We start from the raw sequence: 19,774 nt of genomic DNA on the forward strand, positions 1-19,774 counted from the left end.
CTCGCCGGAAGGAGTCCACGCACGCCCCCTCGCGTTCGGTCGGGGAGCGACGCAGGATGGGGCGATGCGCCACTTCGATCTCGCCGTGATCGGCTCCGGTTCCGGTAACTCCATGATCGACCAGCGGTTCGCCGACTGGGACATCGCCTTCGTGGAGAAGGGCGTCGGCCCGATCGGCTCGTTCGGCGGCACCTGCCTGAACGTCGGCTGCATCCCGACGAAGATGCTCACCCACACCGCGGAGGTGGCCGAGGCGCCGGAGCGGGGCGCCCGGCTCGGCGTCGACCTGGAGTCGCGGGGCGTGCGCTGGCGGGAGATCCGGGACCGGATCTTCGACCGGATCGACCCGCTCGGCGCCCGGAGCGAGCGCAGCCGGGCCCGCTCCCGGCACATCACCGTGTACCGGGGGACGGGCCGCTTCACCGGGGTCCGTGAGATCACCGTCGACCTGGAGGCGCCGCACGAGTCGGGCGAGCGCGGCGCGGACACCGGCGGCGGTTCCACGACCTTCACCGCGGACCGGGTGGTGGTCGCCGCCGGGAGCCGTCCCGCCGTCCCCGACCTGCCCGGGCTGCCGGGCAGCGGCTACCTCACCAGCGACACCGTGATGCGGCTGGACACCCTCCCGCCACGCGTGATCATCCTGGGCGCCGGATCGGTCGGCCTGGAGTTCGCGCACGTCCTCTCCGGACTGGGCGTCCGCGTCACCCTGGTCAACCGCTCGGACTGCCTGCTGCGCCGGGAGGACCGGGACGTCTGCGAGCGGTTCACCGCGCTCGCCGCCGAGCGCTGGGACGTACGGCTCAACCGCGAGGCGGTCTCCGTCGAGCGGGACGGCGAGCTGACCCGGCTGCGGGTGAGCGGGCCGGACGGCGAGGAGACGCTGGAGGCCGAGGCGCTGCTGCTCGCGGTCGGCCGGGTGCCCAACAGCGACCTGGTCGACGCGGAGGCCGGTGGCCTGGACCTCACCGGAGACGGCCGGATCAGCGTGGACGCCACCCAGGCCACCTCGGTGGCGGGGGTGTGGGCGCTGGGCGACGTCAGCTCCACCTACTGGCTGAAGCACGTCGCCAACCACGAGGCCCGGGTCGTCGCGCACAACCTGCTGCACCCGGAGGCGCCCGTCGAGTCCGACCACCGCTTCGTCCCGCACGCCGTGTTCACCACACCGCAGGTCGCCTCGGTCGGGCTGACCGAACAGCAGGCGCTACGCGAGGGCCTGGCCTGCGCCGTCGCCGTCCAGCGGTACGCGGACATCGCCTACGGCTGGGCCATGGAGGACACCTCCGGATTCGCCAAGCTGCTCGCGGACCCGGCCACCGGGCGGCTGCTGGGCGCGCACATCATGGGCCCGGAGGCGTCCTCGCTCCTCCAGCCGCTCATCCAGGCCATGCACTTCGGTCAGGACGTCCGTGACCTCGCCCGGGGGCAGTACTGGATCCACCCGGCGCTCCCCGAACTGGTGGAGAACGCGCTCCTCAAGCTGGACCTGCCCGCCCGCCCCGGCTGACTCCGCCCCGGCCGCCGCTGACCCGCGCGAGGGTGCCGCGCCGGCTGGAAAGAGCGGGGACCGCACGGCGGACCACCGTATTCCGTTTCTCTCCTCCGGGGCCGTCATCCGCCGCCTGGCGTGCAAGGATGCCGGTATGGCGACGTTGAGCGAACTCCTCCCCGTGGATGCCGTCCGGCTGGACGTCCCGGTCGCGAACTGGCGGGACGCCATCCGGGCCTCCGGCGACCTGCTGACGGAGACGGGCACCACCACCGCCCGCTACACCGACGAGATGGTGGAGAACGTCGAGCGGAACGGCCCCTACATCGTGGTCGCGCCCGGTCTCGCGTTCGCCCACGCCCGTCCCTCACCCGCCGTGCTGCACACCGGGATGTCCTGGGTCCGGCTGGCCGAGCCGGTGGCCTTCGGCCACGAGGCGAACGACCCGGTCACCCTGGTCGTAGCGCTCGCCGCGCAGGACTCGGCCGCCCACCAGTCGGCCATGGTGGCGCTCGCGCGGCTGCTGAACGACCCGGCCACCGACCGGGCGCTGCGCGAGGCGGCCACCCCGGAGGCCGTGCACCGCATCCTCTCCGGGGAGGCTACCGCCGCCGCGAGCCCCACCGAGCAGGCGGCGCGGGACGCCCCGGCCGACGCGGGAGCGAGCGGCGCGGGCGCCACCCACACGATCCTCACCGTCTGCGGCAACGGCCTGGGCACCAGCCTGTTCCTGAAGAACACCCTGGAGCAGGTGCTCGACCGGTGGGGCTGGTCCCGCCACGTCACGGTGGAGGCCACGGACACCATCTCGGCCCGGGGCAAGGCCCGTGAGGCCGTGGCGATCCTCACCTCGGAGGAGATCGCCAAGGCGCTGGGCGACGTCGGGATCCCGGTGCGGGTCGTCGGCGACTTCACCAGCGCCACCGAGGTGGACGGCGTCCTGCGCGACACCTACGACGTCTGAGGCGCCACGACGCCCGAGCCGCCGAACCCGGTCGCGCCACCCGCGCGCACCGGGCACGGGCCGACCCGGCCCGCCACATCTGAGCACGGAAAGGGGAGGCCATGAACTGGCTGGTGGCCATCGCGGAGTTCCTGGTCAACGAGATCCTCAGCGAACCCGCCTACCTGATCGGCTTCATCACGGCCGCCGGACTGATCGCGCTGCGCAAGTCCGTCGGCCAGATCGTCGGTGGCGCCATCAAGGCCACCCTGGGCTTCCTGCTGATCGGGGCCGGAGCCTCGCTCGTGGTCAGTTCGCTCGGGCCGCTCGGCGAGATGATCCAGGGAACCGCGGGGGCGCACGGGGTGATCCCCACCAACGAGGCGATCGTCGGTATCGCCCAGGAGCAGTTCGGCGCCCGGGTCGCCTGGCTGATGATCCTCGGGTTCGCGCTCGCCCTGCTGCTCGCCCGCTTCACCCCACTCCGGTACGTCTTCCTGACCGGGCACCACATGCTCTTCATGGCGACGCTGCTCACCATGGTGCTCGCCATCGCGGGGCTCACCTCGGTACCGGTGGTGCTGGTCGGCGGGGTGCTGATGGCGATCATGCTGGTGTCCATGCCCGCCTTCGCCCACCCCTGGACGAAGCGGATCACCGGCAACAACAGCGTGGCCATCGGCCACTTCGGCACCGCGGGCTACGTCCTGGCCGGGGCCACCGGGCAGCTGGTGGGCAAGCGCAGCCGCAGCACCGAGGACATGAAGCTCCCCGAGGGCCTGCGGTTCCTGCGGGACTCGATGGTCGCGACCGCGCTGTCCATGGTGCTGATCTACCTGGTGATGGCGGTGCTCTACCTCGGCAAGGCCGGGAAGGAGACCGCGTTCAGGGCGTTCGCCATCGGGGACGCCGAGGCGGCCACGGACGTCGGCAACTACCTCATGCAGTCGCTGATGCAGGGTCTCCAGTTCGGCATCGCGGTGGCGGTGATCCTCTTCGGCGTCCGGACCATCCTCGGTGAGCTGGTCCCCGCCTTCCAGGGCATCGCGGAGCGGGTGGTGCCCGGCGCCGTCCCCTCGCTGGACGCCCCCATCGTCTTCCCGTACGCGCAGAACGCGGTGCTCGTCGGCTTCCTCTCCAGCTTCGTCGGCGGTCTCGTCAGCCTCGGGCTGCTCGCCCTCATCTTCGAGCCCGCCTTCGGGCTCGCTCTGGTCCTGCCCGGTCTCGTACCGCACTTCTTCACCGGTGGCGCCGCCGGGGTCTTCGGCAACGCGACCGGCGGCCGGAGGGGCGCGGTGCTCGGCGCCTTCCTCAACGGCGTACTGATCACGATGCTCCCGGCGCTGCTGCTGAAGGTGCTCGGCACCTTCGGCGGGGAGAACACCACCTTCGGCGACGCGGACTTCGGCTGGTTCGGCACGCTGGTCGGCAACGCGGCGAAGCTGGGCGGAGCCGGTGGCGTGGTGCTGATGCTGCTGATCGGTGCCGCGATCCTGGCCGGCGCGATCGTGGTGCAGAAGCGCGTGGTGGAGACCGGCTGGGACCCGGGAGCCCGCCGGGACGCCGTCCTGCCCCGCGAGCCCGCGGACGTGCCGTCCGGCGGCGTGGACACGGCCTCCGGCGCCACGGAGACGACGGGCCCGGCGCGTCCCTCGACGGCCTCCCGGGTGCCGCCGCCCCCCGGCGCCCCCACCCCGCCGCCGCCCCCCGCCCGCTGAACGACCGGCCCGGACACGGGGGAGGCACCGCGCCGAGCGCGGTGCCTCCCCCGTGGTCTCCGGGGATCCTCCCGGGGCCCGTGGCCGGTGTTCAGCGGGACCGGAGTTCGTACGAGCCGATCGCGGCGACCTTCTCGGCCGAGGCGGAACCCTCGTCGAAGCGCTGGTCCAGCCACTCGTCCACCAGGGTCCGGGCGAGTTCGAGACCGATCACGCGCTGACCGAGGCAGAGCGCCTGGGCGTTGTTGCTGAGTATCGACCGGCGCACGGAGTAGCTGTCGTGCGCGGTGACGGCGCGGACGCCCGGCACCTTGTTCGCGCTGATCGCCATGCCGAGCCCGGTGCCGCAGATCAGCACCGCCCGGTCGGCCTCGCCGTTCGCGACCCGGCGGGCGGCCTCGACGGCCACGTGCGGGTAGGCGGTGTGCTCGTCGGAGCCCACGCCCACGTCGGTGACGCCGGCGACCCGGGCGTCCGCCCGGAGGTCCGCGGCCAGCGCGTTCTTGTACTCCAGCCCGGCGTCGTCACAGCCGACGACGATCCGCAGGGGGCGCGCGGCGGTCTCGCCGGCCGCGCTGGCTCCGGCTGTCTCGGGGGGCATGGTGGTTCCTTTCAGACGGTGTCGCTGGTGCGGCCGGTGAACGCCGTGGCGACGGCGTCGAGCGTCATGGCGAGGGACACCGCGCCGGGGTCGGGCGTGCCGACGCTGCGCTCCGCCAGCGGCCGGGCGCGGCCCAGCCGTGGGGTGAGCGCGGCGGTGTCCCGCGCCGCCCGCTCCGCCTCGGCGGCGGCCGCGGTGAACGCGGCGAGCGGCCCGGCGGGGGAGGCGAGCCGCTCACCGAAGGTGCTGACGAACGGCTGGAGCGCGTCGACAAGGGTCTTGTCCCCGGGCTCGGCCCTGCCGAGGGAGACCACGGCGGCGAGCGCGGCCTCGGCGGCACCGGACAACTCGCCCGCCTCCGGCGCCCGTTCGGCCGGAAGCACCGAGCCCAGGGCCCGCAGGCCCGCGCCCCACAGCGCCCCCGAGGTGCCGCCCGCGTCGGCGGCCCAGGCGTCTCCCGCCTCGGCGAGCAGCCCGGCCGGGGCGTCGCCCCGGGCGTGCGCGCGCTCGGCGGCGGCCAGCGCGGCGTCCACCCCCTTGACCATGCCGCGCCCGTGGTCGCCGTCCCCGGCGACCGCGTCCAGCCGCCCCAGCGCGTCCGCCTGCTCGTGCAGCACGGTGCGCGCGGCGCGCAGCGCGCGCACCGCCAGCGCGGCGGTGTCGGCTCCGGCTCCCGTGGCCCGGGCGGCCGCCGCGCGCGCCGCCGGGACGGTGGTGGCCGGGGCCGGGGCCGGTGCGGCAGCGGCGGCCGACGCGGCCGCGGCCGGGCCGTTCCCGGTGGCGGGCGGGGTGCCGCGCCGGAAGGCGGGGGTGTCGGCGGGGGCCAGCCAGAGCCGCTCCAGCTCCTCGTCCAGCCAGGTCAGGGTGAGCGAACAGCCCGCCATGTCGAGGCTGGTGACGAGTTCGCCCACCTCGGGGCGGACCGGCGTCAGCCCGGCCTCGTCCAGCAGCCGGGCGACCGTGCCCCACAGCACGTACAGCTCCTCGTACTTGGTGGAGCCCAGCCCGTTCAGCAGGACGGCGACCCGGTCGCCGGTGGCCTCCGCCGGGCGGTCGGCCAGCAGCCCCTCGACGAGGGTGTGCGCCACCTCCTCGGCGGTGCCCAACGCGCTCTCGCTGACGCCCGGTTCGCCGTGTATGCCGAGGCCGAGCCCGAGCTTTCCGGGCTCGACGGTGAACAGCGGTTCGCGCTGTCCGGGCAGCGTGCAGCCCGCGAAGGCGACCCCGAGGGTGCGGGTGCGGGCGTTGGTGTGCTCGGCGACCCGCGCCACCTCGTCCAGCGAGCGGCCCTCCTCGGCGGCGGCCGAGGCGGTCTTGTACACCGTGAAGCCGCCCGCGATGCCCCGCCGCCGCGCGACGTCGTCGGCGGGGGCGCTGGCTACGTCGTCGGTGACGGCGAAGCAGCGGGCCGGGACACCCTCGTCGTTGAGGCGCCGGGCGGCGAGCCCGAAGTTCATCACGTCCCCGGCGTAGTTGCCGAAGAGGAACAGCACGCCGCCGCCGGTCTCCGCCGCGCTGGCGACGGAGTGCGCCTGCGCGGCGGAGGGTGAGGTGAAGACGTTGCCGATCACCGAGCCGTCGGCGAACCCCGGGCCCACCACACCGCAGAAGGCGGGGTAGTGGCCGGAGCCGCCGCAGGTGAGGACGGCGACCTTGCCGGAGCGCGGACGCTCGGCCCGGACCACCCCGCCGTGCACGGGACGGACGTGCTCCGGGTGGGCCGCCGCGAATCCGGCGACCATGTCGTCGGCGAACCGGGCCGGGTCGTTGAACAGCCTGGTCATGTCGTGCTCCTGTCGTTTTCCCTGGCGGTCCCGGCGCTACCGGGGGACGGCGGGTGTGCTCGGGGCCGGGCCATCGCGGCCGCTCACCAGGCGGCGCGGGCCGTGGCGAGGGTGCGCAGGTACGCGGCGTAGCCCCGCTCGTAGAACTCGGCGGCCGCCGGATCGGCGGTGACGGTGCGCCGGTGGGCGCTCCAGCGCTCCTCGTCCACCGGCGTCCCCAACGCGTCCCAGGCGACCCGGGCCGCGCCCCGGATGCCCACCGCGTCGTCGGTGACCAGCAGATCGGCGCCGAGCACGCTGGCGAAGATCCGCGCCCACTCGCCGGAGCGCGCCCCGCCACCACAGGCGGTGACGGTGCCGGACACCCCCAGCGTCTCCATGCAGTGCCGGGCCGAGTACGCGACCGACTCGCATAGCGCCCGGACCAGGTCGGCCCGGGTGGTCAGCGGGGACAGACCGTCCAGCCGGCCGCGCGCCCGCGCGTCGACGAACGGCGCGCGCTCCCCGCTCGCGGAGAGGAACGGCAGCGCGGAGGCGCCGCCCGCCCCGTGCGGGGACTGGGCGAGCAGCGCGTCCAGCTCGACGATCCGCACATCCAGGATCCGCAGCAGCCAGTCCAGCCCGGCGGTGCCGATCATGGCGGGCATGACCTTCAGATAGCGCCGCTCGTAGGGGGTGGCGAGCAGCATCCCGGCGGGCTCGTCCCCCGCCGCGGGCACCGGCTCGTCACTCAGCACCTGACAGGCCAGGGTGGTGCCGATGATCAGGTTGCCCTCGCCCGGGGCGCTCAGCCCGGAGCCGAAACCGCAGGCCGGGATGTCGAACGGGCCGGCGCTGACCGGCAGTCCGGCCGGGAGCCCCAGCTCGGCCGCGGCCTCCGGCAGCAGCCGCAGGACGGTACCGGGCGCGGTGGGCTCGGCGAGCAGCCGCCGGTGCCGCGCCAGTCCGCAGAGGTCCAGCGCCTCCTCGTCGTAGGTGCGGGCGGCCACGTCGAGGAAGGGCTGCGAGGCGTCCGAGGCGTCCACCGTGATCTCGCCGGTGAGGCGCTGCACGATGGCGTCCACGCAGTACCCCGCGACCGCGGCCCGCTCCAGCCGCTCCGGCTCGTGCGCGGCGAGGTGCGCGAGGAGCGGGCCGGCGGAACCGGGGAACATCCCGGCTCCGGTGCGCTGGTGCACCCGCCCGGCCACCCCGTCGGTGCTCCAGCCCTCCAGCACGTCCGCGGCACGCCCGTCCATCCAGGACAGCGCCCGCCCGACGCCCCGGCCGTCCGCGTCGCGGAGCCAGAGCCCGTCGCCCTGGCCGGTGAGGGCCAGGGCCTCCACCGGCTCGCCGTCGCCGAGCAGTTCGGCGTCGGCGACGGCGGCCCGCACGACCGTGACGACGGTGCCGAGCACCTCGTCCAGGTCCTGTTCCACGCGATTGCCAGGCAGGGTGTAGACGGTGCTGCGCGCCTCGTGCGCGGGAGTGGTGCGCCCATCCCGGGCGATCAGCTGGGCCTTGGTGACCGACGTCCCGACGTCCACCCCGACGATCATGACGCGGGACCCTCCACGGCCGGGTTGGCGACGAACCGAAGCCGCTCGCCCCGCAGGAACCGGGCGGCCTCGCCCGCGCTGATCGCGGCGGCGCGGTGCGCGGTCTGCCGGGTCGCCCCGGCCAGGTGCGGGGTGGTGATCACGTTCGGGGCGCCGTGCAGCGGCCAGTCGGCGGGCGGCGGCTCGACGTCGTACACGTCGAGCGCCAGCGCGCCCAGGTCACCGGAGTCCAGCAGCGCGGGCAGCGGGGCGTAGTCGAGCAGCCCGCCGCGGGCCGAGTTGACGAGCACCGCGCCCCTGGGCAGCAACCGCAGGTTGTCCGCGTTGAGCAGGTGGCGGGTCTCGGGCGTCAGCCGGGCGTGGAGGCTGACGACCGAACTGCGGCGGAGCAGTTCGTCCAGCGCGACCAGCTCCACCCCGTCCGCCGCCGCCCGGGCCGGGTCGGTGTACGGGTCGGAGACCAGCACCGTCGCGCCGAAGGCGCGCAGCACCCGGGCGACGATCGAGCCGATCGCGCCGTAACCGACGAGCCCGGCGACCGCGCCTTCCAGCTCCAGCCCGGCGTTCTCGTAGGTGTAGTAGTCGCCGCGCCAGGTGCCGTTCCGCAGCTCCGCGTCGGAGGACGGGATACGGCGCAGCGCCGCGAGCATCAGCCCGACCGCGAACTCCGCGGCGGCGGCGGCGTTCCGGCCCGGCGCGTAGGAGACGGTGACCCCCTCCTCGGTGGCCGCCGCCAGGTCGACGTTGACCGGCCCGCCCCGGCAGACGCTGATCAGCCGCAGCCTGGGGGCCTCCCGGATGACTCTCGCGCTGAACGGCGCCATCTGCGTCAGGGCGATCTCCGCGTCGCCCAGCGCCTCCAGCAGCTCCTCCTCGGTGCCGCTGGCCTCGTCCACGCCGCCGACCGGCCCGAAGGGCTCGATCGGCCAGGGCGCGCGCAGGGTACGGAAGGTGAGCGCGGACGGCTCGGGCGCCGCCTCACGCAGCGCGTCGACGAAGAGTTCGGGGGCGACGAACGCGTCGCCCGCTGCCAGGACCGTGGTCATGCCCGGTCACCTTTCTTCAGCTCAGTCACCAGGAAACGGGTGACCGACGCGTGGTCGGTCGCGATGTGGGTGGCACCGGCCAGGGCGTCCTCGGCCGGCGGGTACTGCGGGTTGGGGATCGCGATGACGGTCATCCCCGCCGCGGCGGCGGAGCGCAGGCCGTTGCTGGAGTCCTCGACGGCCAGGCACGCGGTCGCCGGGACGCCCAGCCGCTCGGCGGCGGCCAGGTAGACGTCCGGGCTCGGCTTGCCCCGGGAGACCTCGGCGCTGGAGACGGTCGCCTTGAAGTGGTGGTCGACGGAGTGCCGTATCAGCACCGCGTCGATGACGCGCCGTGGGGCGGAGGAGGCAAGGGCCACCGGCCCGCGGGCCGCCGCCTCGGCGACCATCTCGCGCGCCCCGTCCAGCAGGTCTATCCGCCCGCCCTCCAGCGCCGCGATCATGCCGTCGACCACCTCGCGCTCGGTGGCCTCGGCGCTCTCGCCGCCGCCCGCGAACTCGGTGAGGAAGGTGGCCCACTCGGGAGCGCTCATGCCCTGGCAGCTCCCGGTCTGCTCCGGCCCCCACCGGGCGCCGCGCGCCGCGGCGAACGTGGTCCACAGCTCCTCCCAGAGGTGCTCGCTCTCCACGAGCACGCCGTCCATGTCAAACACCACTGCATCGGCCACGGCCGGTACTCCTTAACGTCGCGGTAGCGTCAAATTAACATCCACTCTGTTATCTGTCACTGGTGCGGTGGTATTTCCTTGCCGTTCATCGTTACCCCACCGGGGGTGTACAGGGCAGGATGGGGCGCATGACGGCTCAGGGACCGCGCGCCACGCGCCAGCAGCGACAGCAGATGATCGTCGATCACGTCCTGGAGCGGGGTGACGCCAGTGTCGCGGAGTTGACCGAGCTGACGGGGGTCAGCGTGATGACCGTCCACCGGGACATCTCCGAGCTGGCCGACCGGGGGATCCTGCGCAAGTACCACGGCGGTGTCTCCGCGCAGCCCTCCACCGTCTTCGAGTCCAGCTCGGACTTCCGGCTGCACGCCCATCCCCGCTCCAAGACGGCGCTGGCGGAGGAGGCGGTCTCCTTCCTGGCGCCCGGCATGTCGGTGATGCTCGACGACTCCACCACCGCGCTCGCGCTGGCCAGGCTGCTGCCCGGGGTCGGGCCGCTGACCGTGGTCACCAACTACCGGCTGATCACCGAGGAGTTGCGCGGGGTCGAGGACATCCGGCTGATCTCCATCGGCGGGGAGTACTCCCGCACCCACGACTCCTGGATCGGGCTGCCCGCGCTGGAGATGATCGCGGGCTTCTCGGTCGACGTGACGGTGCTCTCCACCTCGGCGATGACCGCCGCCATGACCTACCACCAGGAGCAGGAGATCGTCGCCGTGAAGCGGGCGATGCGGGAGGCGGGCGCGGTGAGCGTGCTGCTGATGGACCAGAGCAAGGTGGGGCGCAGCGCCCTGCACCGGATGGAGCCGGTGGAGTCCTTCGACCACGTCGTGCTGACCGGTCCGGTGGACGACGAGCTGCTGACCGCGATGAGCAAGCGCACCGACGTGCGGATGGCCACCGGCTCTTAACAGGATGGACAGTTACCTTTAACACAGCTATTGATATTTCTCGCGGCTAGCCTGAGTATCTGCGTGTCACAACGTGTTTCACCTCAGAGCGGAGGCCGCGATGGCGGGACGTGCTGCGGAGTCGCAGGCAGGTCCGGGAATGGGAGCCGGAGGGCTGCTGGACCGCGTCGGGATACCGAAACCCCTTCTCTTCGGATACATCGGTGTCCTGCTGTTCATGATCGGCGACGGTGTCGAGAGCGGGTTCATCGCTCCGTACATGGCCGACAACGGCGCCGGGACGGACGTGCGTGCCGGTTACGTGATCACCGTCTACGGCGTCGCCGTGATGCTCGCGTCCTGGTTCTCCGGAGCCCTGGCGGAGGTCTGGGGGCCCCGCCGGGTGATGTGGATCGGCCTGGCCATCTGGGCCGTCTTCGACGTGCTGTACCTGCTGGTGGCCCTCGGCGCCGAGAACTACCCGATGATGCTGGTGCTGTACGGGATCCGGGGCTTCGGGTATCCCCTGTTCGCCTTCGGGTTCCTGGTCTGGATCACCAACACGGCCCCCACCGCCCGGCTCGGGACCGCCGTCGGCTGGTTCTACTTCGCCTTCACCGGCGGTCTGCCCACGCTGGGCTCGCTGTGGTCCAGCATGACCATCCCGGTCATCGGTGAGCTGGGCACGCTCTGGTCGGCGCTCGCGCTGATCTTCGCGGGTGGCGCCTTCGCGCTGCTCGGCGCCCGGAACCGTCCCGGTGGCGACCGGCTGGCCCCCGCCGGGGTGACCACCAGGGAGAGCCTGCACAACAGCGTCTCCATCGTCTGGACCCACCCCCGGGTCCTGGTGGGCTGCCTGGTGCGGATCATCAACACCGCGCCGCAGTTCGGCATGCTGGTCTACCTGCCCCGGATCTTCTCCGACGACGTGGGCTTCGGTACCGACAAGTGGCTACAGCTGCTGGCGATCATCTACGGCACCAACATCTTCTTCAACCTGATCTTCGGAGCGCTCTCCGACAGGATCGGCTGGCGGACGACGATCGCCACCTTCGGCGCCCTCGGCTGTGCCGTGAGCGTGACCGTGCTCTACTTCGTCCCCACCGCGCTCGGGCCCGACTACTACTGGGTCGCGGTGCTGGCCGGGATGCTCTACGGAGCCACCCTGGCCGGTTTCGTCCCGATCTCGGCGCTCATCCCCTCGATGGCCCCGGAGAACAAGGGCGGCTCCATGGCGCTGCTCAACCTGGGTGCCGGGGGCGCCACCTTCGTGGGCCCGGCCATCGCCAGTCTCTTCCTCCCGCTGGTCGGCGCCGGTGGCGTGACCATCATCTTCCTCGGCCTGTACCTGGTCGCGATGGTGCTGACGCTCTTCCTCAAGCTGCCCGGCGAGAACGGCGGCACCCGTGGCGGGACCCGTCCCGCCACGGGTGCCGCCGCCGCGGCGGAGCCCGAGCCCAGCGCGGCGCGCTGAGCGAGGGGCGCGGAGGGTTTCGCGCGGTGGGCCGGGTCGGGTGCGGACGTATCGGCCCGGCCCACCGCGCTGTCAGCCCCGTTCCACCGGGTTCGCGGTGCGGCCGTCCCGGTAGACCAGCAGATAGCGCCAGAAGAGCAGCCGCCGGATCCGGCAGCCCGGCAGCGACGCGGCGGCGGCCGCCCGGACCTCGGCCAGCGAGGTCTCCGGTGGGTGTACCGGTGCCCGTGCCGCCGGGGCGGGGCCCGCGCGTCGGACCGCCTCGCGCGCCGCCACCGTGAGCCGCGCGACGGCGTTCACCGGCGCCGCCGCGAGGCTCCACGCCAGGTCAGTGGGGGTGCGCTCGGCGTAGCAGCCGAGCACCACCAGCACCCCGCCGGGCGCGAGCGTCCGGCGCAGCGCGCCGAGAGTACCGAGGGGCATGTGGTGCAGGCTGGCCAGACAGGAGACGAAGTCGTACCGGTCCGGGGGGAGCGCAGTCTCCGTCAGGTCCGCCCGCCGGAAGTGGGGCGCGGGGACCCCGGCGGCGGGAGTTCCCCCCGCGCGGGCCGCCGCGATGGCTTCCGCCGAGGCGTCGACCGCGTCGACCCGCACCCCGGTCCGGGCCAGCCGCCAGGCGAAGCGGCCGGTGCCACAGCCGCAGTCGAGGGCCCGGGCGCAGCCGGGCGGGACCTGCCGCAGCAGCAGCTGGTGGTAGTGGTCGTTGTGGTCGAACGGCATGGGGTGATCCTGGCACCGGCCCGGCGCGCCCGGAGCCGGAGGGCGGGGCGCCGGGCCGGTGGCCGCCGTTCCGGGGTCCGGTGGCGGACGGTCAGGCGTCGTCGGAGACGGCCATCTCGCCCAGCAGTGACCAGTCGCCCTGCGGCACCGAGACGTTGACCACCCGGGGGGTCTCGGCGAGGTGCGGAGGCAGCGTGCGCCGCGCCTCCAGGAAGTGCTCGGACTGGACGTGCGCGGCCCCGGCGGCCTTGTCCCGGAACGCCTCGACCAGTACGTACTCGGTCGGGTCGGCGAGACTCCTGGACCACTCGAACCAGAGGCAGCCGGGCTCACCCTGGGTGGCGCGGGTGAAGTCCTCGGCGATGCGCGGCCAGTCCTCCGCGTACTCGGGGCGGACGCGGAACTTGGCGGTGATGAAGATCATCGGGGGCCTCCCGTTCGTGCTGGTAGGGGCCGTTCCCCGGGCCCGCCGGGAACGTGCCCCGGCGGCCGGGGCGGGCGCCGCGATTTTAGGCCACCGTGGGTGGTCCGCTCCGTCGCGCACCACCGCCACCGGGGGACTCCCGCCGCTGGCCCGCGCCGCCCCCGCCGGGGGAGCCGCCGAGGGGGACGTCAGTGGTGGAAGCCGCTGCGCGGGCCGGGGCGGTCGGCGCGGTGCGTCAGCTCCCGCACCGCGGTCTCCACGTCCCGTCCCAGCAGGGCGAGTTTGTCGTATCCGATGCCGTGGCGGACCAGCACCCGCTGGATGACGGTGTCCTGGCGGTCCGGGGGCAGCGGATAGGCCGGAACCTGCCAGCCCCGCTGGTGCAGCCGCTCGGAGAGTTCGTACAGGGTGAACCCGGCCGACTCCGGGTGGTCCAGGGTCCAGACGACGGCGGGTAGCGCGCCCTGGCCGTCGTAGAGGATCCGGAGCGGTCCGATCCGGGACGCCTGCTCGGCCAGTCCGCGCGCGGCCTCGGCGCCGGCGTGGAGCACCCGGCGGTAGCCCTCGTGGCCGTAGCGCAGCAGGTTGTAGTACTGAGCGGCCACCTGGCCGCCGGGGCGGGAGAAGTTCAGCGCGAACGTGGGGAGTTCACCGCCCAGGTAGTCGACCCGGAACACCAGGTCCTCCGGGAGGAGATCGGCGGTGCGCCAGATGACCCAGCCGACGCCCAGTGGCGCCATTCCGTACTTGTGCCCGGAGGCGTTGATGGAGGCCACCCGTTCCACGGAGAAGTCCCAGACGATTTCCGGGTGGAGAAAGGGGGCGACGAATCCGCCGCTCGCGGCGTCCACGTGGATCGGGACGTCGATTCCGGTGTCCTGCTGGATGATGTCGAGTTGCGCGGCGATGTCCCGTACCGGTTCGTACTCACAGGTGTAGGTGACACCGAGAATGGCGACGACACCGATGGTGTTCTCGTCCACATAGGCGGGGAGTTGGTGGGGGCGGAGTCCGCTGGCGCCCGGTTCCAGGGGAATCTCCCGCAGTTCCACGTCGAAGTAGCGGGCGAACTTCTGCCAGCACACCTGGACCGGCCCGCACACCAGGTTGGGCCGGTCCGACGGCAGTCCCCGCTCCCGCCGCCGCTGCCGCCAGCGCCACTTGAGCGCCAGTCCGCCCAGCATGGCGGCCTCGCTGGAACCCGTGGTGGAGCACCCCATCGTGCTCTGGTCGGCGGGGGAGTGCCAGAGCCTGGCGAGCATGTGCACGCAGCGCGCCTCGATCTCGGCCGTCAGCGGGTACTCGTCCTTGTCGACCATGTTCTTGGCCAGACAGGCGTCCATCAGGTCGTGGGTCTCGCGCTCCGCCCAGGTGGTGCAGAACGTGGCGAGATTCTGCGAGGAGTTCCCGTCGAGGGCCAGTTCGTCGAGGACCAGGTTGTACACCGCGCTCGGCGGTGACTGGTCGTCCGGAACGCGGTACTTGGGCAGCCGTTGCTCGCTGATGGGAATGGCGTAGAAATCGTCGAATTCCTCGTCCTCGCTCGCCGGGACGTAGTGGACGGCCATGGCGGTTCCTTTCCGCAGCGGCTGAGTACTGCGGTCACTGTAGGAGCCGGAATCCGGTGTCCCGGGGGCCACCGCCGTCTCAAAGGGGTGATTCCCGGAAAGCCAGGCCAGTGTTCGGCGGCGGAATTCCGCCGCCGGTGCGGTGGGTCAGCGGCGCGGGGGTCGCTGGGCCGGGGCGGCGGCGAGTTCGGCGTCCATGGACTCACGGAGTTCGTCCAGGACGACCTCGAACTGCCGGAGCGTGTCGGGGGAGTAGCGGGCCAGGATGACGTCCTGGCGGGCGTTGAGCGGTGCGAAGAAGGCGTCGGCCAGCTCGGCGGCCTGGCCACCGGAGCGCAGGGTCACGACCCGGCGGTCCGCGTGCTCGCGGGTGCGGGTCAGGTATCCGGCCTGTTCCAGCCGGTTGAGCAGGGCGGTCATCGCCCCGGAGGAGAGCGAGACGCGCCTGCCGAGCTGGGCGGGGGAGAGGGGGCTGCCGTGCCGCTCGGCGGCGGCGATCTCCAGCAGCGCGAAGGCGTCGGTGGAGTGCACGCCCAGGGTGGCGGCGAACCGGCGTCCCAGCTCGGTGAAGCTCGCGCCGTACGCCCGGAGACCCTCCGCCAGTCGCTCGCGTCGTGCCGCCACGTCCTCGGGCATCGGTGCCTCCATCGCGTCTCCGTCCCCGGCCCAGCGTGCCGGTGATCGCACCGGGCGCGCCGCGCCAACCTATCCCGGAGGCGCGTCACTCACCATCGAACTACCTCGTGGTGCGTCCGGAGCGTTCGAGGGGCCGGGGGTCCGAAGAGCCCATGGAGGCCGGGGAGTTCACGGGGTCCGCGGCGGTGGCGGGGGAGCGGTGCCCGGCCGGGGAACCGGCCCGAGCGGGGTTCCCCGAAGGGGGAGCCGGGCCCCGGCCGGTGAGCACCAGAGGCCGGGACCCGGCGGTCGGAGGGCGCGGGCGCCCGGACGCCGCCTCAGGCGGCGGCGGGGAACCGTCCGCTGAGCAGGCTGCCCGCGTTCGGCACGGTGGTGGGCAGGCCCAGTCCGCCGAGGATGCGGTGGGTGGTGGCCGTCGCCGCGGAGAGCACCGGCAGCCCACAGGCGTCCTCCACGTGCTGGATCGCCGAGAGCGAGGGCATCTGCACGCAGGCGGACAGGACGAGGGCGTCCGCCTCGGAGAGGTCCAGCCGCCGCCAGTGGGAGCGCAGGTTGGCCGGGTCGAGGCGGGCCACCTCCAGGTTGTCCGCCACCTCCAGGCTCAGCGAGTCGACGACCCGGACGCCCGCGTCCTCGATGTAGGTGACGACGGTCTCCGTCAGCGGCTTCATGTACGGCGTGATGACGGCGACCCGCTTCGCCCCCAGCGCCTCGATCCCGCTGAGCAGCGCGCCCGCGCTGGAGACCACCGGCGCCTCGGAGCCGCCCGAGCGCAGCCCCGCGGTGATCTCGTCCTCGGCGGTGCAGTGGTAGCCGGGGCCCTGCGCCATGATCGCGACCAGGCAGGCGGAGGCCACGATGTCGGGGCGCGCGTCGGCGAGTTCGAGGGCGGCCCGCTCGGTCTGCGCGTTCATCGCGCGCAGCTGCTCCGGGGTCACGTGCTGCATCCGCATCCGACTGCTGTGGAAGACGAAGCGGTCGCCCGGCTCCACCGCCTCGCGGTCGCGCAGCATCTGGGGCAGTTCGGTCTCCATCGTCAGGTTCGAGCTGGGGACGATCAGGCCGATGTGGTGGTCCGTCACGGGGTCCTCCGCGGGTTCCGGGTCCTCGGCCCGGGCGGCGGCGCCGCCCGGATGATCCGAGTACGTACTATCTGGTGGTTCGTGAGCCGGGCGGCGGAACCCGGCTCTGGTGTACGCCGCCCGGTCCTCCCGGTCCGGCGCCTTCGGAGCGCCCCACGGCGCTCCGGCTCCCGGCGTGCCCCGCGACGGTGCGGTCAGCCGGTCAGGAGCCCTCGGCCAGCCCCTCCCAGTGGTTGGCGAGGGTGGTCAACTCCCGGAGCAACTGGGCGCGCTGCTCCGGATCCAGCTCCGCCAGCAGCCGCTCATCCAGGTCGCGCGCCCTCCCGTTCGCCTCCCGGAGGGCCGCCTCCCCCTCCTCCGAGAGGTACAGCAGCTTGCGGCGCCCGTCGGCCGCGGCGGTCCGGCGTATCAGCAGGCCGCGCCGCTCCAGCCGCCGCGCCACGTCCGCCATGGTGGAGGTGTCCAGCGCGACCGCCGAGGCCATCGAACTCTGGTCCCGGCCGGGCGCCGCGCCGACCGCCGTCAGCACCGCGAACTGCGGGCCGGTCAGCACCGGATCGACGGTCCGCACCCACGCCGCCAGGTACGCCTGGTAGAGACGGCGCACCTGGTAGCCCGGCGCGTTGGTGAGGATCGCGGGCGGTGTGTGCGAGTCCGGGCGGGGTGGGGTCTTGTCAGCCATGTCTCCCACTCAACCACGGTCGTTGAGCGCCACCCGGGGTGGCCGACCCGGGGGCGCGACGGCGGGCTGCCCCGCTCATGCGAGCAGCCTCGACAGCGCCGCGCGGGCCGCCGCCAGCCCCGCCTCGGGAGCGTCCCAGAACACCATGTGACCCGCGTCGGGGACCTCGGTGAGCCGGGCCGCGGGCAGCGTCCGCGCCGCCTCGGCCGCGCCCTCGGCGGTGACGACCGGACTGTCCGCCCCGTGCAGCAGCTCGGTGGGGCAGGGCACCGAGGGCCACCAGTCGAAGAAGTCCTCGGACTCGAAGCCACGGTGCGTCTCCACGAGGGACTCCTCGGCACAGCTGGCCAGCCAGCGGGCCCGCAGCTCCTGTTCCCGGCGCGGCCAGCGCGGCCAGGACCGCGCCACCTCGTCGGCGTCCGTGCCCCGCAGCGCCTCGCTGAGCTGCCCGAGGAAGGCGGGCAGCGTGGTCGGGTACGGGCCGCGGCCCGGGCCGCTCATCGGCGGGTCGACCAGCACCGCGCCGCGCGGCGTGACCTTCTGGCGCACCGCGGTGGTGGCGGCGATCCGGGCGCCCATCGAGTGGCCCAGCAGCAGCGGCCGGTCCAGCCCGAGGCCGGTGATCAGCGCCTCGGTGTCCTCCGCGTACGCCTCCAGGGAGTAGGAGCCGTCCGCGGGCTCGTCGGACAGCCCCCGGCCCCGTACGTCGAGGACCACCGGCCGTACCAGGTCGGTGAGTTCACGGGCGACGAAGTCCATCGTCACCGCGGGGCTGGTGATGCCCGGCAGGACCACCAGCGGCACGCCCTCGCCGCCGTAGTCCAGGGCGTGCAGGCGCAGCGAGCCGGAGCGCACCCAGCGGCTGGTGGCCGGAACGTCGGCGAGGTCGGCCAGGGCGGGCTGGCTGAGGTGTCGGGCGGTCAAGGGAAGCCTCCTGGGCGTGGGTTCGTGCGGGAGGGAGGGCCGATCACGGGATCGGGAAGCGGGCGCGGGGTCTGCCGGGTGATGTCCGGGGACGGCGATGGCCGCCGGGGCCGCCGGTCAGCCGCCCGTCGGCGCGGTCGCCCGCGCTGACCCGGCGGGTTCCGCCCCGGCGAGCCCCCGGAAGTAGCCGAGCGCGTCGGACAGCGACACGACGTCGCCGTACTTCGCCTGGATGTCGAACAGGGCGGCGTCGTGCGGGCCCTGGGCGCGGTCGCCGCAGCACTCGCGGGGCACCAGGACAGGGAACCCGGACTGCACCGCGTCCACCGCCGTCGCCCGGACACAGCCGCTGGTGGTGGCGCCGCAGACGACGGCCGTGTCGCAGCCGAGTCCGACCAGGGTGGAGGCCAGCGAGGTACCGAAGAACGCCGAGGCGCCCTTCTTCACCACCAGCAGGTCCTCCGGCCGCCTCGGCAGCCGCGGGTCCAGCTCGACAGCCTCGCTGCCCTCGACCAGCGCCCGCATGCCCCGCGCCTTGTCCAGCCAGGTCACCGAGGAGCCCTCGGCCTCGGCGGGGGAGTAGGAGATGACCGTGTAGATGACCGGCGCCCCGGCGGCGCGCGCGGCCCCGGCCAGTTCGGCGCTGCCGCCGACCACGTCGGTGAGATCGGCCCCGGAGGGGAACGCCTCCTCGGTGAAGCCCCGGGAGAGGTCGACGACGATCAGCGCGGGACGGCCGCCCCGGCGGACGGGCGCGCCGAACCCGGCCCGCTCGTAGGTCTGGTCGGTCTCCTGGCCGTAGCGTCCGGCGCTCATCGGGCACCCCCACAGCGGTGCTTCTCGCGGGTGAGGACCCGGCCCAGCAGCCAGCCCTCGAACAGGCCGAACGCGAAGGCGCCCACCACCGGGCCGTACTTCGACAGCGCCGGGCCGACGATCATCGAGAGGCCGTTCAGCTCGGAGGCGCCCTCCGCGGCGAGCGGAGCCGCTGGACGCCGCTCCGCCGGGGCGGTCGCGGTGGCGGCGCCCGCCGGGGCGGTGGCCGCGGCCGCGCCGCCCGCCGGGGCCGCGGAGTTCGCGGGTGCTCCGGCGGCGGCCCGGTCCTGGTCGAGCAGGCTGCCCAGGTTCCGCGCGAACTGCTGGAGGATCTTCTCGGAGACGGTCGCCACCGCGCCCTTGCCGAACTGCGCGATCTTGCCCCGGATGACCAGGTCGGTGGTGAGCCGCAACTCGGCGCCGCCCGGCGCCTCAGCCACCTCCAGGGACGCCTCGGCCTCGGCGTCACCGCTGCCGTGCGCGTCGGCGCCGCGCGCCTGCACGCGCAGCCGCCGCGCGGCGCTGTCCACCTCGATGAACCGCACGGTGCCCGCGTAGGCCGCGGTGATCGGGCCGACCTTGACCTTCACCCGGCCCTGCCAGGTGTCGCCGTCCCGCCCGTCGAGCGCCGCGCCCGGCATGCAGGAGACGACCCGCTCGACATCGTTGATCAGGGCGAACACCTCGTCGGGCGCCGCCTTCACCGGAACCACATTGGTGAGCTGCATGGAACCTCCTCGCCTGCCGCCGCGCGGCAGGATTCGC

General features: G+C 73.7%; 19 protein-coding genes. 5 read left to right on the forward strand and 14 right to left on the reverse strand.

The annotated features are described in order from the left end of the window. The first annotated feature begins 64 nt into the window (after positions 1–64). The 3 genes from E0L36_RS15905 to E0L36_RS15915 all read left to right on the forward strand — a co-directional run bounded on the left by E0L36_RS15905 (position 65) and on the right by E0L36_RS15915 (position 4,153). Positions 65–1,510, forward strand: coding sequence for a mycothione reductase (locus E0L36_RS15905; RefSeq protein WP_180929672.1), 1,446 nt, complete (start codon positions 65–67; stop codon positions 1,508–1,510). A 136-nt stretch (positions 1,511–1,646) separates the two neighbouring features. Further along, positions 1,647–2,456: a PTS sugar transporter subunit IIA gene (locus tag E0L36_RS15910; protein WP_180929673.1), complete on the forward strand. Its 810-nt coding sequence runs from the start codon at positions 1,647–1,649 to the stop codon at positions 2,454–2,456. Positions 2,457–2,557: 101 nt separating this feature from the next. Beyond that, positions 2,558–4,153, forward strand: a complete 1,596-nt coding sequence (locus E0L36_RS15915) for a PTS ascorbate transporter subunit IIC (protein ID WP_180929674.1) — start codon at positions 2,558–2,560, stop codon at positions 4,151–4,153. Positions 4,154–4,244: 91 nt separating this feature from the next. Here E0L36_RS15915 and E0L36_RS15920 read toward each other — a convergent pair whose 3' ends face one another. The 5 genes from E0L36_RS15920 to E0L36_RS15940 all read right to left on the reverse strand — a co-directional run bounded on the left by E0L36_RS15920 (position 4,245) and on the right by E0L36_RS15940 (position 9,790). Then, complete coding sequence (locus tag E0L36_RS15920) at positions 4,245–4,754, reverse strand: ribose-5-phosphate isomerase (RefSeq protein WP_180929675.1); 510 nt, start codon at positions 4,752–4,754, stop codon at positions 4,245–4,247. A gap of 11 nt (positions 4,755–4,765) precedes the next feature. Next, positions 4,766–6,538, reverse strand: coding sequence for a dihydroxyacetone kinase family protein (locus tag E0L36_RS15925; protein WP_180929676.1), 1,773 nt, complete (start codon positions 6,536–6,538; stop codon positions 4,766–4,768). Positions 6,539–6,621: 83 nt separating this feature from the next. After that, positions 6,622–8,076 (reverse strand): FGGY-family carbohydrate kinase, encoded by a 1,455-nt coding sequence (locus tag E0L36_RS15930; protein ID WP_180929677.1) that lies wholly within the window; start codon positions 8,074–8,076, stop codon positions 6,622–6,624. Beyond that, complete coding sequence (locus tag E0L36_RS15935) at positions 8,073–9,122, reverse strand: 2-hydroxyacid dehydrogenase (protein ID WP_180929678.1); 1,050 nt, start codon at positions 9,120–9,122, stop codon at positions 8,073–8,075. Before E0L36_RS15935 ends, E0L36_RS15930 begins: the two co-directional genes overlap by 4 nt. After that, positions 9,119–9,790, reverse strand: coding sequence for an HAD family phosphatase (locus tag E0L36_RS15940; RefSeq protein WP_180929679.1), 672 nt, complete (start codon positions 9,788–9,790; stop codon positions 9,119–9,121). Before E0L36_RS15940 ends, E0L36_RS15935 begins: the two co-directional genes overlap by 4 nt. A gap of 128 nt (positions 9,791–9,918) precedes the next feature. Between E0L36_RS15940 and E0L36_RS15945 the strand changes: the two genes are divergently transcribed. Both E0L36_RS15945 and E0L36_RS15950 read left to right on the forward strand, forming a co-directional pair. Beyond that, positions 9,919–10,704, forward strand: coding sequence for a DeoR/GlpR family DNA-binding transcription regulator (locus E0L36_RS15945; RefSeq protein WP_180929680.1), 786 nt, complete (start codon positions 9,919–9,921; stop codon positions 10,702–10,704). Between the two features lie 100 nt (positions 10,705–10,804). Next, positions 10,805–12,157: an MFS transporter gene (locus E0L36_RS15950; protein ID WP_258016178.1), complete on the forward strand. Its 1,353-nt coding sequence runs from the start codon at positions 10,805–10,807 to the stop codon at positions 12,155–12,157. Between the two features lie 72 nt (positions 12,158–12,229). Here E0L36_RS15950 and E0L36_RS15955 read toward each other — a convergent pair whose 3' ends face one another. The 9 genes from E0L36_RS15955 to E0L36_RS15995 all read right to left on the reverse strand — a co-directional run bounded on the left by E0L36_RS15955 (position 12,230) and on the right by E0L36_RS15995 (position 19,737). Next, positions 12,230–12,877 carry a bifunctional 2-polyprenyl-6-hydroxyphenol methylase/3-demethylubiquinol 3-O-methyltransferase UbiG gene (locus E0L36_RS15955; RefSeq protein WP_180929681.1) on the reverse strand — a complete coding sequence of 216 codons (648 nt, stop codon included), beginning with the start codon at positions 12,875–12,877 and terminating at the stop codon, positions 12,230–12,232. Positions 12,878–12,968: 91 nt separating this feature from the next. Further along, on the reverse strand, positions 12,969–13,301 hold the full coding sequence (locus E0L36_RS15960) for a putative quinol monooxygenase (protein ID WP_180929682.1): 333 nt from the start codon (positions 13,299–13,301) through the stop codon (positions 12,969–12,971). 188 nt (positions 13,302–13,489) lie between these two features. Beyond that, positions 13,490–14,869: a glutamate decarboxylase gene (locus E0L36_RS15965; protein ID WP_180929683.1), complete on the reverse strand. Its 1,380-nt coding sequence runs from the start codon at positions 14,867–14,869 to the stop codon at positions 13,490–13,492. A gap of 147 nt (positions 14,870–15,016) precedes the next feature. Further along, a complete protein-coding gene (locus E0L36_RS15970; protein ID WP_180929684.1) occupies positions 15,017–15,517 on the reverse strand; it encodes a MarR family winged helix-turn-helix transcriptional regulator in 501 nt (166 codons plus the stop codon). A 305-nt stretch (positions 15,518–15,822) separates the two neighbouring features. Then, positions 15,823–16,587, reverse strand: coding sequence for an aspartate/glutamate racemase family protein (locus tag E0L36_RS15975; RefSeq protein WP_180929685.1), 765 nt, complete (start codon positions 16,585–16,587; stop codon positions 15,823–15,825). Positions 16,588–16,789: 202 nt separating this feature from the next. Then, positions 16,790–17,269 (reverse strand): MarR family winged helix-turn-helix transcriptional regulator, encoded by a 480-nt coding sequence (locus E0L36_RS15980; protein WP_180929686.1) that lies wholly within the window; start codon positions 17,267–17,269, stop codon positions 16,790–16,792. A 75-nt stretch (positions 17,270–17,344) separates the two neighbouring features. Further along, positions 17,345–18,193 (reverse strand): alpha/beta fold hydrolase, encoded by an 849-nt coding sequence (locus E0L36_RS15985; protein ID WP_180929687.1) that lies wholly within the window; start codon positions 18,191–18,193, stop codon positions 17,345–17,347. A gap of 117 nt (positions 18,194–18,310) precedes the next feature. Further along, on the reverse strand, positions 18,311–19,009 hold the full coding sequence (locus tag E0L36_RS15990) for an isochorismatase family protein (RefSeq protein ID WP_180929688.1): 699 nt from the start codon (positions 19,007–19,009) through the stop codon (positions 18,311–18,313). After that, complete coding sequence (locus tag E0L36_RS15995) at positions 19,006–19,737, reverse strand: SRPBCC family protein (protein WP_180929689.1); 732 nt, start codon at positions 19,735–19,737, stop codon at positions 19,006–19,008. The genes E0L36_RS15990 and E0L36_RS15995 overlap by 4 nt, the downstream gene beginning before the upstream one ends. Between the last annotated feature and the right edge of the window lie 37 nt (positions 19,738–19,774).

It is taken from the genome of Streptomyces sp. AJS327 (assembly GCF_013450295.1).
Taxonomy (GTDB): domain Bacteria; phylum Actinomycetota; class Actinomycetes; order Streptomycetales; family Streptomycetaceae; genus Streptomyces.

Coding starts and splice junctions, on each gene's coding strand:
- E0L36_RS15960 (WP_180929682.1), bottom strand. CDS start 13,301: ATGATCTTCATCACCGCCAAGTTCCGCGTCCGCCCCGAGTACGCGGAG.
- E0L36_RS15925 (WP_180929676.1), bottom strand. CDS start 6,538: ATGACCAGGCTGTTCAACGACCCGGCCCGGTTCGCCGACGACATGGTC.
- E0L36_RS15950 (WP_258016178.1), top strand. CDS start 10,805: ATGGCGGGACGTGCTGCGGAGTCGCAGGCAGGTCCGGGAATGGGAGCC.
- E0L36_RS15955 (WP_180929681.1), bottom strand. CDS start 12,877: ATGCCGTTCGACCACAACGACCACTACCACCAGCTGCTGCTGCGGCAG.
- E0L36_RS15970 (WP_180929684.1), bottom strand. CDS start 15,517: ATGGAGGCACCGATGCCCGAGGACGTGGCGGCACGACGCGAGCGACTG.
- E0L36_RS15930 (WP_180929677.1), bottom strand. CDS start 8,076: ATGATCGTCGGGGTGGACGTCGGGACGTCGGTCACCAAGGCCCAGCTG.
- E0L36_RS15920 (WP_180929675.1), bottom strand. CDS start 4,754: ATGCCCCCCGAGACAGCCGGAGCCAGCGCGGCCGGCGAGACCGCCGCG.
- E0L36_RS15995 (WP_180929689.1), bottom strand. CDS start 19,737: ATGCAGCTCACCAATGTGGTTCCGGTGAAGGCGGCGCCCGACGAGGTG.
- E0L36_RS15935 (WP_180929678.1), bottom strand. CDS start 9,122: ATGACCACGGTCCTGGCAGCGGGCGACGCGTTCGTCGCCCCCGAACTC.
- E0L36_RS15980 (WP_180929686.1), bottom strand. CDS start 17,269: ATGGCTGACAAGACCCCACCCCGCCCGGACTCGCACACACCGCCCGCG.
- E0L36_RS15945 (WP_180929680.1), top strand. CDS start 9,919: ATGACGGCTCAGGGACCGCGCGCCACGCGCCAGCAGCGACAGCAGATG.
- E0L36_RS15990 (WP_180929688.1), bottom strand. CDS start 19,009: ATGAGCGCCGGACGCTACGGCCAGGAGACCGACCAGACCTACGAGCGG.
- E0L36_RS15965 (WP_180929683.1), bottom strand. CDS start 14,869: ATGGCCGTCCACTACGTCCCGGCGAGCGAGGACGAGGAATTCGACGAT.
- E0L36_RS15905 (WP_180929672.1), top strand. CDS start 65: ATGCGCCACTTCGATCTCGCCGTGATCGGCTCCGGTTCCGGTAACTCC.
- E0L36_RS15910 (WP_180929673.1), top strand. CDS start 1,647: ATGGCGACGTTGAGCGAACTCCTCCCCGTGGATGCCGTCCGGCTGGAC.
- E0L36_RS15915 (WP_180929674.1), top strand. CDS start 2,558: ATGAACTGGCTGGTGGCCATCGCGGAGTTCCTGGTCAACGAGATCCTC.